The sequence below is a fragment of the Mesorhizobium sp. LSJC285A00 genome, assembly GCF_000503155.1.
Classification (GTDB): domain Bacteria; phylum Pseudomonadota; class Alphaproteobacteria; order Rhizobiales; family Rhizobiaceae; genus Mesorhizobium.
In genome coordinates, this window is the sequence record NZ_AYVK01000038.1 from 45,226 (window position 1) to 61,506 (window position 16,281).

Annotated in this window: 11 protein-coding genes and 1 pseudogene; 3 read left to right on the forward strand and 9 right to left on the reverse strand. The window is 61.3% G+C overall.

The window, feature by feature from the left end:
* Positions 1–354: 354 nt before the first annotated feature.
* Entirely contained in the window at positions 355–1,341 is a 987-nt protein-coding gene (locus tag X726_RS143870) for a nodulation protein NodZ (RefSeq protein ID WP_023708037.1), read from the forward strand.
* A gap of 241 nt (positions 1,342–1,582) precedes the next feature.
* On the forward strand, positions 1,583–2,998 hold the full coding sequence (locus tag X726_RS143865; RefSeq protein ID WP_023746212.1) for a mannose-1-phosphate guanylyltransferase/mannose-6-phosphate isomerase: 1,416 nt from the start codon (positions 1,583–1,585) through the stop codon (positions 2,996–2,998).
* Positions 2,999–3,196: 198 nt separating this feature from the next.
* Here X726_RS143865 and X726_RS143860 read toward each other — a convergent pair whose 3' ends face one another.
* The 4 genes from X726_RS143860 to X726_RS143845 all read right to left on the reverse strand — a co-directional run bounded on the left by X726_RS143860 (position 3,197) and on the right by X726_RS143845 (position 6,148).
* Positions 3,197–4,753, reverse strand: a complete 1,557-nt coding sequence (locus X726_RS143860) for an E2 ligase fold family C protein (protein WP_023672400.1) — start codon at positions 4,751–4,753, stop codon at positions 3,197–3,199.
* Between the two features lie 3 nt (positions 4,754–4,756).
* Entirely contained in the window at positions 4,757–5,143 is a 387-nt protein-coding gene (locus X726_RS143855) for a hypothetical protein (RefSeq protein ID WP_245261414.1), read from the reverse strand.
* A 98-nt stretch (positions 5,144–5,241) separates the two neighbouring features.
* A complete protein-coding gene (locus tag X726_RS143850) occupies positions 5,242–5,859 on the reverse strand; it encodes a putative metal-binding protein (protein ID WP_023746214.1) in 618 nt (205 codons plus the stop codon).
* Positions 5,852–6,148, reverse strand: a complete 297-nt coding sequence (locus X726_RS143845; protein ID WP_023672403.1) for a DUF2604 domain-containing protein — start codon at positions 6,146–6,148, stop codon at positions 5,852–5,854. Before X726_RS143845 ends, X726_RS143850 begins: the two co-directional genes overlap by 8 nt.
* 400 nt (positions 6,149–6,548) lie before the next feature.
* Between X726_RS143845 and X726_RS1000000171950 the strand changes: the two are divergent.
* A pseudogene (locus tag X726_RS1000000171950) lies at positions 6,549–6,963 on the forward strand (DUF6088 family protein); the annotation flags it as partial.
* A gap of 423 nt (positions 6,964–7,386) precedes the next feature.
* Here the strand turns inward: X726_RS1000000171950 and X726_RS143840 are convergent.
* The 5 genes from X726_RS143840 to X726_RS1000000168245 all read right to left on the reverse strand — a co-directional run.
* Positions 7,387–7,578: a hypothetical protein gene (locus tag X726_RS143840; protein WP_023672407.1), complete on the reverse strand. Its 192-nt coding sequence runs from the start codon at positions 7,576–7,578 to the stop codon at positions 7,387–7,389.
* A gap of 311 nt (positions 7,579–7,889) precedes the next feature.
* Complete coding sequence (locus tag X726_RS143835; protein WP_023672409.1) at positions 7,890–11,264, reverse strand: ATP-binding protein; 3,375 nt, start codon at positions 11,262–11,264, stop codon at positions 7,890–7,892.
* Positions 11,261–13,420: a serine protease gene (locus X726_RS143830; RefSeq protein ID WP_023672410.1), complete on the reverse strand. Its 2,160-nt coding sequence runs from the start codon at positions 13,418–13,420 to the stop codon at positions 11,261–11,263. The genes X726_RS143835 and X726_RS143830 overlap by 4 nt, the downstream gene beginning before the upstream one ends.
* A gap of 31 nt (positions 13,421–13,451) precedes the next feature.
* Positions 13,452–14,630 (reverse strand): serine protease, encoded by a 1,179-nt coding sequence (locus tag X726_RS143825; RefSeq protein WP_023672411.1) that lies wholly within the window; start codon positions 14,628–14,630, stop codon positions 13,452–13,454.
* Positions 14,627–16,281: S8 family serine peptidase (locus X726_RS1000000168245; protein ID WP_023672412.1), on the reverse strand; the 1,655-nt coding region annotated here is incomplete at its 5' end. The genes X726_RS143825 and X726_RS1000000168245, both read right to left, overlap by 4 nt.

Sequence of the window (16,281 nt, forward strand, 5' to 3'; positions counted from 1 at the left end):
CTTCGGCAGGCAGTGTCGTAGCGTTTCCGGCTGTTTCGGCTCTATTGACCGGGCCCGCGTCAGCCGAGCCCCTTCATCATGGCATCCAACACATGGATGGCCGGCATCCACTCAATAGATTTTACATATGCGGCGGAGGCCCAGTAGAGAAGGCTGAACCGGAAGCGAGGGCAACCCTAAGCGAGGGCATCGGCTTCAAGCTTTGCGAGCGTCACGGGATTAGTGGGCAGTGCTGAGTGAGCTCTTCTGCCCTGTGGCCCGGCCTCTGCCAAGGGCCCGGCGTCAGGGTCTACTAGTGTCGACTAAGGATTCCAAACCGGATGCAACCTCCTCTCCGAAACGAGATTTCCGAAAATGCATGTTAGTGGATTGGAAAAGCGCCGGTTCGTCGTCTCTCGGAGGCGTACGGGGTTCGGTGATTGTCTGTGGTCGTTGGCGGCCGCTTGGCGCTACGCGCAGCGGTCGGGACGAACTCTAGCCATCGACTGGCGGGGGGCCTGCTACCTCGACCAACCCTTCACAAATGCGTTTCCGGTGTTCTTCCAGCCGATCAATGACATCGCTGGGGTGCCGGCTATTTCCGACGACCGGATCAACGACGTTTCCTTCCCTGGTCCATTCTTCCCAGAGTGGTGGAACAGGCCGGCGATCGAGTGCCTTTACCGGCCAGATGAGCAGATTTTCCAAGAGCGCGATGAGTTGGGCGAGCTCTTTCAGGCCGAACACGATGTCGAAGCGAACACAGTAGTGTGTGACGCTTGTCTGATGTGGCGGTGCGATGAGGAAGCAGAGCGGCAGGTGTTCCAGAGTGTCAAGCCTCGGCCAGAAATTCAAGCCCGCATAGATGCCATTTATCAGGAATGTTTTGAGGGGCACAGCATCATCGGGATTCATGTTCGGCACGGCAACGGTGAAGACATCATGGAGCATGCGCCCTACTGGGCCGATCCGGAGCTCGCCGTTCGGCAAGTGTGCGCTGCAATTGAGAAGGCTAAGGCGTTACCGCACCCTAGGCCTGTGCGGCTGTTCTTATGCACGGACAGCGCGCGGATACTGGATCTTCTGTCGGCCAGGTTTCCCGATCTGCTCACTGTCCCGAAGCACTTCGGATCCAATCAAGGTGGCCCCTTACACACTGCAGCACTCGGGATTGACGGCGGAATTTCCGCCCTCGTTGAGATGTATCTTCTCGGGCGCTGCGATACCGTAATTCGGTTTCCCCCGACGAGCGCCTTTACACGATATGCACGTCTATTCGCACCACGGGTAATTGAATTCGATCTGAAGGAGCCAAGTCGTTTGACTTTGATAGAAGACAGCCAAGTCTCTGATCTCAGTTAAGACCCGCGACCTGCGCAATTCGGCAGAGGCAACCAACAGGCTTAGTTGAATGCGCATTTCTCATCGACGCCAGTGGAGGCGTCGTACATTACCGATAGGGTCGTCATCTGGCGCCGCCCGCAACGCGCCAGAACTTCGCTGTTACGCGGGGGGCCGCAGACAAGCCAGAGCGACGGCGATCGTGACGCTGACGCTCGAAAGAACGCGGGCGATCACTCCAGAGACGAAATCGAGGTTAGTTATGAAAGTGATTCCCGTGATCATCAGCGGCGGAGCCGGATCGCGGCTATGGCCCGCCTCAAGGCAATCGCACCCCAAACCTTTCCTCAAAGTAGCGGATGGATATTCTCTCATTCAGCACACTGTGCTGCGCGCCGCTTCGATAGAAGGTGTCGTGGAACTCGTCGCTGTGACATCCGGGGAACACCTCTTCCTGACCAAGGACGAATTTGACGAACTGGATTCCGTGGTCCTGCCACGCACCTTTCTGCTCGAGCCCGAAGCTCGGGATACGGCCGCCGCCGTGGCTGCAGCCGCGATCCATGCGAGGGTAACGCAAGGCCCTGACGCGATCCTGTGCGTTTTCCCGGCCGATCACCTGATTAGCAACCTGCCTGCGTTTCTAGACGTCATGGGCCTGGCCATGGAACATGCGAAGCTCGGGCGGATCGCCACATTGGGCATCACCCCAACCAGACCGGACACGGCATTCGGCTACATCGAAGCAGATGGTGAGAACGTCGTCCGTTTCGTTGAAAAACCGGATCTGGATACAGCCAAAGCCTATGTCGCGTCTCAACGCTTCTTCTGGAACGCCGGCATCTTCTGCTTCAGTGCGCAAACCATGCTCGACGAGATGGTTTTGCATTGTCCCGAGGTGCTCCAGGCCGTCGCCGACAGCTACGAGAACGGCCGCGCCAGTCAATGCCAAGGCTTTGCCAAAATCGAACTCGCGCTTGAGCATTTCGGTTCCGCGCCGCGGATCTCGCTCGACCACGCTGTCATGGAGAAAACTAACAAACTTGCCGTGATTCCCTGCGACATGGATTGGAGCGACATCGGATCTTGGAACGCAATGGCCGATTTGATCGCCCCCGACGAAAGCGGGAACAGGATACACGGCGATGTGCACATGGTCGACACGACCGGCACCTATGTGAGCTCCGACAAGCGCGTCATCGGCACGGTGGGCGTAAGCGATCTGGTGATCGTGGATTCCCCGGACGCTTTGCTTGTCACATCCCGCGACCGCGTTCAGGACGTTAAGAAGCTCTTCGAGTGCCTCAAGGCTTCGGGACATGAAGCTCATCTGGTCCATAGCACGGTACACCGGCCCTGGGGTTCCTATACGGTTCTGGAGGAAGGCGAGCGCTTCAAGATCAAACGCATCGAGGTGAAGCCCGGTCGCCAGTTGAGCCTGCAGATGCACTATCATCGTTCGGAGCACTGGGTCGTGGTCAGCGGCTCCGCCAAGATCGTCAATGGCGAGCAGGAGTTGTTCCTGGGGACAAACGAATCTACTTACATCCCCTGCGGCCATAAGCATCGGCTCGAGAACCCAGGCAGAATTGACCTGGTGATCATCGAAGTGCAGAGCGGCGATTATCTCGCCGAGGATGATATCGTTCGCTTCGACGACGAATATGGTCGAACGTAGATAACAGTACAAAAAAGTTAAACGACGAGGCGTCGCTCAAGGATCTCTGTCGTGGGTTCTGGGCCTGACATTGGCAAGCAGCGGGCCGAGCGTGTCATAGTATCCGCCCCGCGCTCTCCAGGCACTCGATCGTGGTCGAAAACGTCGGTGAGCGCTTGACAGCGCGCCGTCCGCGGTAACGAAGACTTCAGATCTTTCTCAGGCGGACCAGTTGCTCAGCTGTTCAACGGCACAGCCGTATTTCAGCCTGTAGGCGGCAACGAAATCCTCATCGCTGCAGATGCAGCGGCCGCTGGAATCTTTGGCTTTCGGATCATGGAGGTGAGAACCAAGGGGGCGCAGTAGATTCACGCGAGTGCTGGTCGTCGGACTCATCGGAAAACCCGCACTATGCTTGACCAGGTCTGCGGCAAGCATGATCCCGGCAAGCGCTGATTGAAAGGCCATCGGAACCACGGTTCGAAGGAGACGACTTCCATCGCTAAGCTGGAACACCAGGCCGCCGCAGATAACCTGCTGATAAAAGGAACGGAGGGGCTGGCCAACAAACGCGGCGAGCGGCTCAAACGGCACAGCCATCGCCGTAGCCACCCGAGCTACGAACTCATTGGGGACTCCGGTATTGGTCTGCAGGAGCGTTTTTACCTCCTCGTGTGCTTCCGGCATTCCGAGTTCCTCCGCGACCAGTTGGTGTTCGTCCTTGGATTTCCCGGTCGGCATGTACATGCAGCAAAGGCAAGCCTGGCCGTCATCGAAACCATGCCGCGAGATGCCTAGATCTTGCTCCTGAGTCCAGGCGTTCGCGATCCATCGGGGCAGAGCACCTTGGACAGCTAGACGGTCGGCGGCGGTGTCAAGCGCCACACCCACTCGGTCGAATACCCAATCGCCCCGGCGCGCAACATATTCTGCCCACTTCATAGGGTGCGCCTCCACTTCAAGGGCGGTGGACCGAAGGGCGTGGGTTGCTAGGGCCGCCTTAGAGAGGCCGACCTCCGCCTGACCTGCCAACACGTAGCGCTGCAGGTTTGAGAGTTCGATAGCTTCGTGATCAACTACATGCAGGCGCCCCGACAGACCGGATTGCCTCGCCAGCGCCCAGAGCGAGCCATGGCCTATCGCGCCGAGCCCAACGAGGTGCGTTTCGCCAAGGTCGACAGGGAAATTTAAGGGGCTGGAATCGCCGGCGTTGCTCTTGTTGTAGGTGCATAAAGAGAGGTCGATGTTCTCGTCCAGCTCGGCGCCGGTCAACTGGGAAGCAAAGACGGTTCGAAAGACGTTGGCGGCGGCAAAGCAGCTTGCGGCGCCGGCTCCATAGGGCAGCAAGCTCGAGCCAGAGCCCACCGGGTCCGTACGCGACAGCTTTGCCGCCCAACCCTGCGATCCCATGAAAAACGTTGGGCACCGAAGTGATGGGTGCACCGCGCCTGCAGCTACACAGACCGTCGCATACTTGCCGGAACGCCGGATGCTGATTTTTGGATTGATCGACTTTGCCAAGCGCTCGAGCGCTTGGGCTTGAGAGCTCGCGGCCATGTCCAGGGGGAGTATGGCCAGAACCGGATAAAGTCTGGCAAGCAACCTGACCGTAAGGTCAAGCGTCGCCTGGCCCTCGGCACACGAAGCGGCTTGGCTGTCGAAGGCCACAGCCACGACCTGCTTTTCGAGGGCTGCTTTGAAGTCGCATAGATGAAAGTCGGCCAGCACCTGAGAAGCTGCCGTGGCGGCGCGGTCGATGAAGTTAGCGAGTGCCATCGTTCAACCCGTTATCGTGATCATCCGCCTGAGTGCCGCGGATGGGACCTCATTCCAGTTCGCCTTCGCGTCAAGTCGATAGGCGGCGACCCGAGCAAGATCGAAAGGCTCGCGGGCGAAATTGGGCACCACCAGCGACAGACACCCAACCGTCGTAGCGACCGCGTAGGCGTCGTCGGTCGTCGAATGGTAGGCTCGGCCCGGATGGCTATGGATCTGGGCGAAGAGTTTAAGGCTGCTCTTGTAGAGCCAGACATTGAGCCGGTGTAGTTCTTCGGCCGGAACTATCACGCAAACGCCGTCGCCCGTCCGAATGTGACGCTGTGCCGGTATAACGGTCTCTGTTACGCCAAAGTGCTGGTCCTGCTGAACGCCGACCCAGAGCGCCATCCCCTCATGGCCCTGTCGCCCAACTGAGCGCAGGTGCGCCTGGACACTTGAAAGACAGTCTCGGGGAAGAGCGACTGTCCCGACATCCTTGAGCTCGGTCATTCTGGAATGGCGGGTAGGGGTGCTATCATGGCTCCCACTGAGATTTGGAACTGATACTGAAGCTGCTCCACGGGACCGGTCCCGTACTTGATGATCTTGTCCAGGATGAAGGCCAAACAGCCTTCGCCAGAACCCCGGTGGAGAAGCCATGAATCACCTGAATGGGCTGGATTGTCGTGGTATTCCCGGACGCCTGACATGCACAGGAATGGCGTGTGTTCCGCACTGTTGGCCTGGATGAAGTCCGACAGCGACAGAGCGTTCTGCTGCATGAGGACCAAAATCATATCCGGTGGGGTTCCGGGTAGATGCGGTCGTCTCAGCATCCTGAGCAGCAAATCCTTCCGGGCAATCGGCCGGCGTATAAAGGGGTCTACGAAGACCACCGACGGAGGTCGGAGGTCGTAATTGGAGAAGTCGATCTCGACAGCTGCACCGATGATCTGTGGCTTTATCTTCGGCGGTACGAAGATGAAGAAGGCCGTCGGGAAGCTCGCCTCGATTAGGAAACAACCCTGAGCCCGGTAAATACCTGCTTGTGTTTGGAACCAGCCGATCTGCCGACCGAACTTCGCTCGGGACACCTCCGGGTCCACAGTTTGGAGTTCAGGCACCTGCGACGCCCGCCTTCAGGCTGAGGAACAGGGTCACAGTGGTCGCGAAACCGAAATCGCCAACTTTTTTGTCGACGTCGAGCAAGGTGCCGGCCTCGTCCTTGAATTCCCAATTCTCGGCCGGTTGGGCGACGTTCTGCGTATTTTCAAGCGCTTTGGTGCGGACGACGTGAAGCGGCTGGTTGGGATTGGCTTCGACCTGTGTGGGCTGGCCGTTCACCACCACCGTGATCTCGATCTTCCCGGGGCCGCCGCCGTGATTTTCGCCCTTGCCCGAATCCTTCGACATTGTCCTACTCCTGTGGCTTACCAACGGGCCCCAAGCCGCCAGTGCAGACCTGCTAGTGAGCGGGCTGGCGGTCCTCAATCGTCCACTCGGCGCCACGGACCGCGAGTACGCGAAAGACAAGGGATAACATCGAATCGATGCTGTCTCCTTTTATGGGGACTTGTGCGGCAAGTAAACGGCCGAAACTGCTCTTCACAAGTATAATCGATTTGAGCATTGGCAAAATACCGGCCCCCACCTATTCATAAACCCGCCGCCGCTTGCTCATTCCACTGGCCGCGTGCAACTCGGGCACTCAGTGATTCAGTTGGCAACATGCAAAATGGACCCACGCCCCAATATCCAACGTCGAAGTCGGCAATACCCCCGCAAGTTGTCCCTGCTCGTTTGGAATAACGCGCCTGGGTTGGGCCCGCTCTCGCCCTCTCCTGACAACGTCGCCCAGGCCCTCGCTCGCGAGATCGGCTCGCGGGTGCAGATCGCGGGCGCTCGCGCTGCGAGCGTGCTTGGCCTCTGACGCAAGTTCCGGCCAGGAGCACTTACCTGGCCGATGGCCTTCTCGTCGCGTTGTTGTGGATCTGCGTCACGCCTCCCCGAAGCATCTGATCGCCCCGGGCAGCGCCGCTGGCACCGTCGTGCACGCTCTGCGTCACCTGGATCCAATGCTTGCGCACGACGTTGCCCAGGTGGCCGCGCGCCAGCTATCGGTGAGCGACAAGAAAGCACTTGTCGCTGGCGCCACTCGGGCACCTGCATGGATGCGGCCGACGCTCGTCGCCATCGCCAACAACGCAAGTGGTGCCCTTGGTGGATAAGGTTGCCCTCTTGCCGTCCGAAATGCGACTGCGGACCTGCGCTCCGACTACCGTGGCATGCCGCCGTATGTTCGATGAAAAGCCACTGTCGTGCGACGAAGTCGTTTCGCGTCACCGGAAATTTAAAGAAACCACCAATGCCTCGTCGCCCGTTCTGCAGAAGCCGGACGAGTAATTCAAGTCTGAGCAGCGTACGGCCGAATACAGGGCCCGTTCCAATTGGGGCAATCGGCCGGCACTGGCGGTGGCGTGATGGCGACAGGAACAGTTCTCGATCTTTTTACTTCGCCAACCACTGCTTTGCGCCCCCGTCTCGGCCGTCCAGGGCCTCGTAGCCGCCGCCTGAAAGCGGACGTCCCCGACAGCGAAATTCAGTTCGAGTGTGTGCTTGAGCGGACAAGTTTGTCTTCGGATCGCTCTATCTTAGCAGGGGCGCCACGAACCCACGGTCGATCGATTTGGTTGCGCCGCCGCCAGATCTCGGCCAGAGGAGGTCTCGTGGCGCATGAGAGAGCGCTCTATGGCGCGGATGATCGCGATCAGCAGCAGATTGATCACGAGGTAGAGCACGCCGGCAATGGCGAAGATCTCGAAAATCGCGAAGGTCTGGCTCATCAGCCGCTTGGCGAGGTGAAGCCGTCGAGAACTGGCGCGGCGTCGCTGCTGAAGCCGGCATCGGCAAGGCCGAAGTCAACCGCATGGCGTCGGCGTTCGAACACGACGACCTGTCCCAGGCGCTTGCGTAGAAGTGTAGATGTCATCCCTGAAACGCAGGCGCTTCTCGGGCTGACAGCGTAACGCCGGTGGAACGCCTGGTCGGCACAGGAAGCGCCCGAGCCGGCCCGGGCCGATGGACGGAGGCGGGATCATGCGCAGCCGGTTCTTGAGACCGCGAACGCCACATTTGTTCGGGCATCTGGCCATTGTCACCCGTTGCGAGTATGCCCGGGAACGACCATCTCGACATTTACCATTTTCGTGCGTGCCTGCCGTCGGATCTTGTCCAAACTCTGGATGTCAACATTTCGATTGGCATCGATCAACTCGCACAGGCGCCGAACTACAGTATCAAAGTCGCCCGCACGATCAGCAAGCATCAAGTATTCGATCAGGTCCGCAGGTATCCGTGAGCGCCGTAGCGTCGACGTGATCTGGCCGAAGAACCCCTGGCGCCCGGGGTCGTATCGATCTGATGAAACCTCCTGCCCTACCACCTGTTGCCAAGTTTGGGGCAAGCAGGCGTTGAGCAAATAGGCGAACGGCACGATCCACTCAGGCTGCCTGACGGAACAGTACTGTCGCGCGAAACGCTGAATTCGGCTGCGGTCACCCCAGGTCGCGATCGCGCTCAAAAGGGTTGTCGCCTCAGCGATGACGTCGCGCTCCTTGAGTATCTGCCTTGGAACCTCCGCCATCGAGCCGCGCTCGATAGCGTCTCTATGCTCGGTTGCAAGAGCGCGGAATTTGTCGGAGGCTCCGCGTCCGCGCGAACCGCTGCCGCCCGCCCAGTGGACGAGAATGGCATATTCGGCAAATGAGATTCCGCCCAGTATGCGATCCTTTTCCGCCTTTGCCCAGATCGTCAGTGCAGTGCCTTGGGTTTCGAAACCGACCTGCAGCAGGAATCGTAGCGAGCATTCCCGCATACGGCCCTGGCCGGAAGCGCCGGCGAGCGAATCGCCGAGGCGCCATTCGATGTGGGCGAAAAGCGTGGGGTCGTAGAGTCCTGCGGTGATCAACGACTGCGTCAGCGCATGCCAGTTGTCGTTGCCGCGGCTGCTGTACAGCGAATCGATCAACGCAGGATAGCGTTGGGTCCAATACGCTGGCGGGCGTTCGCCGGCAAGCGAGAGCTGGGCTACGTAGAATGCGAATTGGGTGAGATCGAACTGGGCCGAGGGGATCACCAGAGCGGCCGGGTCGAGGCGCGACCAGAATCCGCATTTGATCTGGATTGCCTGCCAAGCACTCTGCTGTCCAACATCGTCGGACGAGGCCGGCCTGTCGCGCTCGGCCAGAAGCTGTACACGCGGCTCGATCCTGCGGTCGTTTATGCCGCGCAGACCGCTGCCGGTGCGACCGAGATGCTCCCACAAGAGATCATCCGGGAGCTGACTCATATGGTCGAATTCGAGTGATCGTTTGCCAAACTTCGCTTGAATCAGATTCCAGGCTGGAGAACCGGTTTCGAAATCCTGGATGTCGACCACGAACTCGGGGAGGTAACCGTGAAGGCTCCGATCCGAGTAGATTTCCTCTTTGTCGCCCCGCAGCAGGACATAGTATACGTGCTCGACGGGGTCCCGGTCGGCGTAGTAAACAATCAGCGCCTCGACTACCCGGTTGAACCTCTCCGGATCGCGGCGGCGCATCAGCGGGAGCGTGCGCGCCCTGAGTTCCCTGCGGTGACGAATGCTGTCACCGCCGGGCTGTCCTTCGACGAGCCATGTCTCCCGGGACAAGAGATCAAAAGCCACCTCAGCTTCCGACGCATCAAGTCCGCAGACCGGCGCCAGCACCTCCCGCGCCATGTGGCGCGTGACGTTGCGCGCAACCAGCCCGGGCCATGCAAGCTTGCGGGCGCGTTCGTCGCGGACATGGTCCAGGATGCGCCGCTCATAGAGTGCGGCGACGAACTTGTCGTCGGCGCTTTCGCCCAGCCGGACGATGTCGTCGACGACGGTCGCTCGCATGTCGGGCTTCGTGTCGCGCACCATCTCGACCGCTACTCGCAGGCTGAGCGGCTCCCGACGGCTGTCGGGGTCCTTCTTGCGCCCCGCAATCCGCCGCGACCAGCTTTCAACCCATTCATTGGGGAGCAGGTCTTTGCCCAACTGCTCGACCATGCCCCGCGCGTCGTCTACTGAGAGCGGTTGTAGCTTCAGCGGGGTGACCTCAAACGCATCGCCGACCGAAAGCTGGTCGACACCAGACCTTCCCGCGGCAACAACGCAGAATTCGAGAAATGGATCCTCGGAATCGGCGCCCAGGGTACGCAGCAAGATGACGACGCCCTCCGTCGCTGCCAGGTCGGACTCCACTATCTCCAGCGTGTCGAGCACCAGCAGGAACGTCGCGGCGCCATTCAACCTGAGCGCAGTTCTGATGATGCTGCGAAACGTCTTGCACCATTGCCTGAGGTCGCCGGTCGCCCGGCCCATGAGCGACTGCCGCATTTGTTCGCTCAATTGATGGAGAGCCTGCTCAGCGTTCGGATACTGGAAGGACAGTTGACGGCAGATTTCCAGCAGCATCAAGCCGGGGCCGCGAGGCTGGACATCCGAGCGGTCGAAGTCGAGATACGCGAACGGAAATTGCTGCCGGGAAAGCGTCGCATGATCGTAGAGGAACTTCGCCACCAGCGCCGTCTTGCCTAGGCCGCCGCGCGCGACAAGAGAAAGCAGCCTCGGCTTGCTGCGGATTACGCGATGAAAGCCGCGGCTGGCCGATTCCAGGACGGAGTGCGAAGCCAGCTCATCGACAACGCTGCGCAAAATGAGCAGTTCCTCGGCCCGCCCGACGAACCGGTCTCCCACGCTCTTTGGCGCCTTGGCCGGATCTACTCCGATCAGAATGCCGAGCGGGATCAGGATTTCCGCCAGGCCGGCACGTCGCCGGCATTCCGCCAGCGAGGGGACGGAGGGCGAGATGTTCATGACGCCCTCGAGTTCTTCGCGGGCGGCCGTGATCGCACGGCGGTGATTGGCCAAGAGCGCATCCGAGACGCTGCGTCCGCGGAGGAATTCGCGCAGATACGTGTCGGCGAGTTTCTCGAGCTCGGCGTTCGGGGTCGACAGCATGGCGCGGTCGTCGGCCTCGTACTCACCAAGCAAGCTAGGCAGCGCGAGTGTCGCGTCGACCGAATTCAGCAATCGCTGTCGCTCGGCATTCAAAAGACGCAGGTGTTTGGCGCCCGAAGCACAAACAAGAACCGACTGGCGAAGCAGCCATGCTCGCGTCCTGACGTCAGGGTTTAGTGCGTCGAGGTGGTAATTGTAGCTGATGGCCGCGCGCAGCAACGCCCCAGAAATATCAAGCGGGGGTGTCGCGGCATCGGCAGGCGTGGACAGGCCCGCTGCCTCAAGCGCCGGCAAGTCGGGACCGCCTTTCTGCGCTCCGAACTCCGACACGTCCGAGCCTGGTCGTGCCGGCTCGAACGATGGTAGGTTGGGGCCCGTCCACGCCGCGTCGAACCGAACGATCGTCTCCAGAGCAGTCTTTCCGACCGCTTTCTCCAACTGGTCGCGAATGTCCGACCTTGCGAGGAGATTGGTCAGATAGTCGGCGGAGAGGCTTTTCATAGCTTGTGCCCGCTGCTCTGGTAGGCGCCGGCAATGAGATTTGCCAGAATCTGCTGACAAACGCTCAACGGCGTGTGGTCAAGATTGCCCTTTGCGTGTTCGCCCTGCAGAACGCCGGGCACCAGCAGCAGTACGCCCGATGCAAGGGCGAGCGGATCCTGCAGGATGCCGGCCTCGTCAAAAGCTGCCTGAAATGTGGCCGAGATATGCTGGACTTGCACGTCGGCCGGAGAAAACGTCTCGACGGACATGTCTTGCGAGGTCAGGAACTCTGGAACGGCTCCTAGGAATAACCACTGCAGCTCGGCGCGCACGTCCGTCACCGCACCCTCATCAATGTCGGCGCCGATAAGGCCGGCTGTGAACTTGCGGACCTGAGATGACAGCGGACGCTGGTCGAGGTCGTCCAACAGTATCCAAGTTTTCGCCCATTTCACGGACGACACCATCACCGGCGGATTCGCGTTTGCGATGGCGAGATCCTCTTGTGTGTTGGGACGCCCGAGCGCGATGTTGTCCTGAACAATTCGTTTCAAGACTTCGGTCGTGTTGACCGTGGTCGTGCGGTGCGCGGCGAGCCGCTTGGAAAACCACTCCGGCATCTCCTGGGATTCCCAGCGATCGACCTTGTCCCCGTCCTTGGCGTCTTTTGGCAAGTCAACGCTGGGCCTTGGTGGGAAGGCGCCAAGGTCTTCCTTCGACATCCCGAATCCGGCTGCGAGCGCGAGCACGAAGTCCTCCAGAGTTTCGGGAATGAGCTCGGTGTCGCCGCCCAACACGATAATATTCTGCGTTCCATCGGCCGCCAGAAAGGTCCTCACGATGTCCGCCGTGAACGACTTTCCGGCACCCTTCTGTGGCGCATCGGCGACATAAACCCTGTTGCTGCGGCTCCTTGTCTGGGGCGATGGACTTGTCGCGTTGTCGAGCCACGTCTGAAGCTTATCCCTGCCCAGCACCGGGACCAAGGCACTTCCGGGCCGTGTCACGCGCCAGATCGATTTTGCCGCTCGCTGCACGGAGTTGATCGGAAGATGTGTGAGGACTTTCGGATGGATTGCATCGATGCGGACGGCCAGATTTCCCTTGAGTACCCCTGCAGGCCTGTATGCAGCGCTGTGGATGCCGATCAGTTCCATCCGGCTGTTGAGACAGGGGGCGCCAGAAGAGCCCTCGTCAGTTTCCAACTCGTAGATCACACGGGTGTTGGGATCCCAGTTGCCGAGTATCCTGCCGAATGCGTGCTGCATTGACATGCCTTGCGGATGCTGCGGCATGACGACCTGGCTCTCGACTGCGTAGGCCGGCGGCGCAGGCATGTCCACGGCGAACCAGCCACGTCGCGCCCTGAAGCCGCCGCTGACGGGAAGGTTTCCAACAGCTTCGTCCAGCCTGATAAGCCCGAAATCAAGATCGGTTGCCAGCTGCGCGAGCTCTTCGTCGTTCAGCGCCGCCACGGTGCCCGCCCATGGAACGGGCGAGCTTTGTGCAACCAACCAGTTGGTTGGGTGCAATCCAACCACGCGCACGCCATGGAGATTGGCGAGGTCGGCCGTGCCCTGAATCGGATCACCCGCCCAATAGTCGAAAACGACCTTAAACGATTGAGGCACCTGGGCGGACCGACCTGATGAAAGCAGTGGGTCGAAGGTGTGTAGAGCCGTCAAGATCAGGTCGGGACCCACGAGAAAGGCGGTCCCGCTTGTCGAGACAGCTTGACCTTGGGCGTTGAGGAATGTTCCCACCACAATGGCCACCCGTGGGCGGACCTTGGTAAACAGCTCTGAAAGTCCTCGGTCGGTGATGAAATGGCTGCGCTTTTTCAGCAGCGCCTGGAGGGCGTTTGGCGGCGCGGCCGGCATTCGAACCGATCGCGCCAATGCCGCTATCCTTTCCTGGTGATCCCCCGACCATGAGATTTCGAAGAAGAGCCTCTCGGCGAGATCGCACGCAAGTCCCCTTTCGTTGAATTCATGAAGGAGCGCCCGAAACAGGGCAAGCACGGGGTCAGCCTGCCCGGCGGACTTCTCCTTCACGAACGCCTCGTAGTCGGGAACAATCTCGAAGGCGCGCACTTCCCGTTCAAGACGGCTCGGCGCGACGTCACGCGCGCACGCAGTGGCAAAGACGTCCAGTTCTGCTGGCGTCAGCTTCATGTTCGCAGTCTCGGGGCAAGACGCTGGCTTTTCATGGCCGCGGCAGCAGATTGCCCAGTTCGGGGTGGTTCACGATGTCATCCGCCGGGATGGCGCGGTTGCCGGACTTGGAGTCTCCCCAGTAGTGCAGCGCGCGGACGTCCGGCGCGGCAAAGCCGACGACGGCGGCCCCCGAATAGCCGCCGACCGTGGAGGCGTCGTGGACGATGTGCGTCTGTTCCGGGGCTACCGGGTCCATCAACTCGCCGAAACTCACGCGCTTACGCTCGTCCGGGCGGCCGAATACCGCCATGATGTCGTCGGGCACGCTCTCCAGATAGCCGGGGTGGCCGACGATATATAGTCGGTCGATGTCGAACACATCGGCGCGTGATACGGCAAGGGGAGACGGGCCGGCGCCATGCACACATTCGACGCGCAGCAGCGCGGCGTCGACAGGATCGGAATCGGAGGCCACAAACGGCACGTCCATTATCCGGTAGAGGATCTGCCTTGCCGCACCGTTGTCGAAGGCGAAGTCGAGCAGCACCTCGTAGTCACCCTTCATGCGGGCCTTGTTCGTGCCAGGGAAACGCCGCGCGATGCGTACGCCACCGTCAGGCGGGAACAGGACGTGGCGGTTGGTCAGTGCCAGATCAGGGCCGATCAGGAATGCCGTTCCCTGGACCCAGGGAGGCCGGTTGGCAATGAGCCGGTCGGTGACCCGCACTGCAGCGGTTGCCGACGTGACCGTCCAAAGGTTCTTGAAGTGCTCATCGGCGAGCAGTTTCCACAGACCGGCCTCCGGGTAGACGCCAATGTCCTCCAACCCCTCCGACAGCACCCTGACCGCAGGGCGGCCGCGCACATGGACCACCGCCTCCAGAGCGATCGCCTCGGCTTGGTTGAGTGCTCCGTTGGACGCTACGTCGAGTTTCAGAAGCGCCCGGTTGGCGCTGGCGACGATGGTACGGGCGATCCCTTCCGCCTCCGCGGGGCCGATAGGTCGGCCTTCCTGGACACGCGAGGCCATCAGTCGCCTGGCGATGGCTAGGACGTCGCGGTCAGCGGGACCGCCGCTGGACGCGCCACCCGACTCCGCGCCAGTGCTTTCGAGACTACCCATCGGTTTCGCCACACCGCCTGCCTCAAGCTGGCCCGGGGCGCGCCCAAGGATCTTGTGTACGCGGCTCGCTGTATGCTCAAGCCGCAGCGTGTCGATATCGCTCATGGCCGCCCTCCCGTGGCGGTGGTGCGTGTCAGAGACGGCCCCAATTGTGTCCGCAAGCCCCTGGAGATCCGCGCCGGTGGCATGGCTTCCAGACTGCCCTCGCGGGCACGCGCCATGCGGGCACGGTCGAGCCCCATGCAGGCAAGCTCCAGCAAGCCCTGATTGTCGCTAAACAGCGGGGCCACCGCCTCGAGCTGGCTGAAGGCTCCGGTCTCCGCCAGCAGATCCCGCACCTGATCCGTCGTCGAGCGAGCACCGGCCGCTTCGGGTGCCCCCGCGAAGTCGGGCGCGCGGCGCAGCAGCGCTTCGGCGTTGACGATCCCTGCCCCATACTCGTCCGTGTCGAAGCCGGGTGGTACGTGGGCGCTTCGTTGCACTGTCGCCTTGAACACAGACTGCAACTTCGTTCCGGGCCTGAGGTTCTGAACAAGCTGGTTGCGCCCATGGTGGGCAAGCCAGCACGCGGCGACGCCAGCCAGGTGAGCGACCGCGTACGATGTTCCCTCGCCGCCGCCCACCTTGCCGGCATTGGTCGGATCGCGCGCGTCAGCGCGCAGCACAAGTTCTGCTGGGCCGGAGATATCCACGGCCTGGCCGTGGCTCGAGCCTTTCCAGGGCAGCATCTTCTCATTGATGCCGCCAACCGCCACGACCTCGTCATAGCGCGCCGGCCAGACGACCGTCCCGACGCAGTTGCCGGCTGCTGCGAGGACGATGATGTTGGCGTCCACCGCCTTACGGACCGCGGCTTGCAATGCCGAACCAAAAAGCCCGCCCAGGCTCATGGTGATCACATGCGCGCCCTGCAGCCTGGCATGGTTGATCGCCTGGGCCACGCGGCTCTGGTCGATAACGACGACGGAGGTGATGGCGCGGATCGGTATCAGGGTGGCCTCCGGCGCGCTGCCGCTCATCGCGCCAGCCTCGGGACTGGCAACCACGCTGCCAGTCGAGGTGCCGTGGCCAATGTTGCCAGAGCCCTTCATCGGATCGACGGGCGGTTTGCCGGGCTCGATGAAATTGGCCGAGCGCTTGTCCTTGTCGACTTTCGTGGGCATTTCCGTGTGGGTTGGCACCACACCGGTGTCCGGCTGGAACACGAGGATGCCCTTGCCGCCGCGCGGGCGCCCCTGCGCCTGCGAGAATGCCCAGGCCTGGCGAACATTGGTCTTGTTGATTGCCCAGTCCGGGTCCAGCGGAGCGTCGTCCTTCTCGTCCACCCAACACCAGAAGGCAAAATTCGCGCTCTCGGCGGTGCCGTCCGCCGGCGGCGCCGCGCCGACGGCGAAATAGTTAGTCGACAGGTCCGGCTCCACCGTTTCGCTGCCGAGCAGATGGTTGAGGTGGCGAGCGACGTCGAACAGGTCCGAGCGATCAGTGGCGACCACGCCTGGGATGGTGATGAGACGGAAACGGTCGAGCTGAGGATCGGCATCGAACAGCGGCCCGACCTCGACATCGAGGTTGAGCGCTCGGCTGACCTCAGCGCGAATAGTGCTGTCGGTCATCGGGGTCGACAGGGTGACGACGAGCCGAATATCGTCGGCGGAGGGCTTTTGGCTTTTCTGCACGTCGCCCCAGAAGGCCACAATATCGGCGATGTCGGCGCCGGCCGGCGGAGGCGGCGCGGCCGGACCTTCGCCGGCCGCCA

Coding starts and splice junctions, on each gene's coding strand:
- X726_RS143870 (WP_023708037.1), top strand. CDS start 355: ATGCATGTTAGTGGATTGGAAAAGCGCCGGTTCGTCGTCTCTCGGAGG.
- X726_RS143865 (WP_023746212.1), top strand. CDS start 1,583: ATGAAAGTGATTCCCGTGATCATCAGCGGCGGAGCCGGATCGCGGCTA.
- X726_RS143860 (WP_023672400.1), bottom strand. CDS start 4,753: ATGGCACTCGCTAACTTCATCGACCGCGCCGCCACGGCAGCTTCTCAG.
- X726_RS143855 (WP_245261414.1), bottom strand. CDS start 5,143: ATGGCGCTCTGGGTCGGCGTTCAGCAGGACCAGCACTTTGGCGTAACA.
- X726_RS143845 (WP_023672403.1), bottom strand. CDS start 6,148: ATGTCGAAGGATTCGGGCAAGGGCGAAAATCACGGCGGCGGCCCCGGG.
- X726_RS143840 (WP_023672407.1), bottom strand. CDS start 7,578: ATGAGCCAGACCTTCGCGATTTTCGAGATCTTCGCCATTGCCGGCGTG.
- X726_RS143835 (WP_023672409.1), bottom strand. CDS start 11,264: ATGAAAAGCCTCTCCGCCGACTATCTGACCAATCTCCTCGCAAGGTCG.
- X726_RS143830 (WP_023672410.1), bottom strand. CDS start 13,420: ATGAAGCTGACGCCAGCAGAACTGGACGTCTTTGCCACTGCGTGCGCG.
- X726_RS143825 (WP_023672411.1), bottom strand. CDS start 14,630: ATGAGCGATATCGACACGCTGCGGCTTGAGCATACAGCGAGCCGCGTA.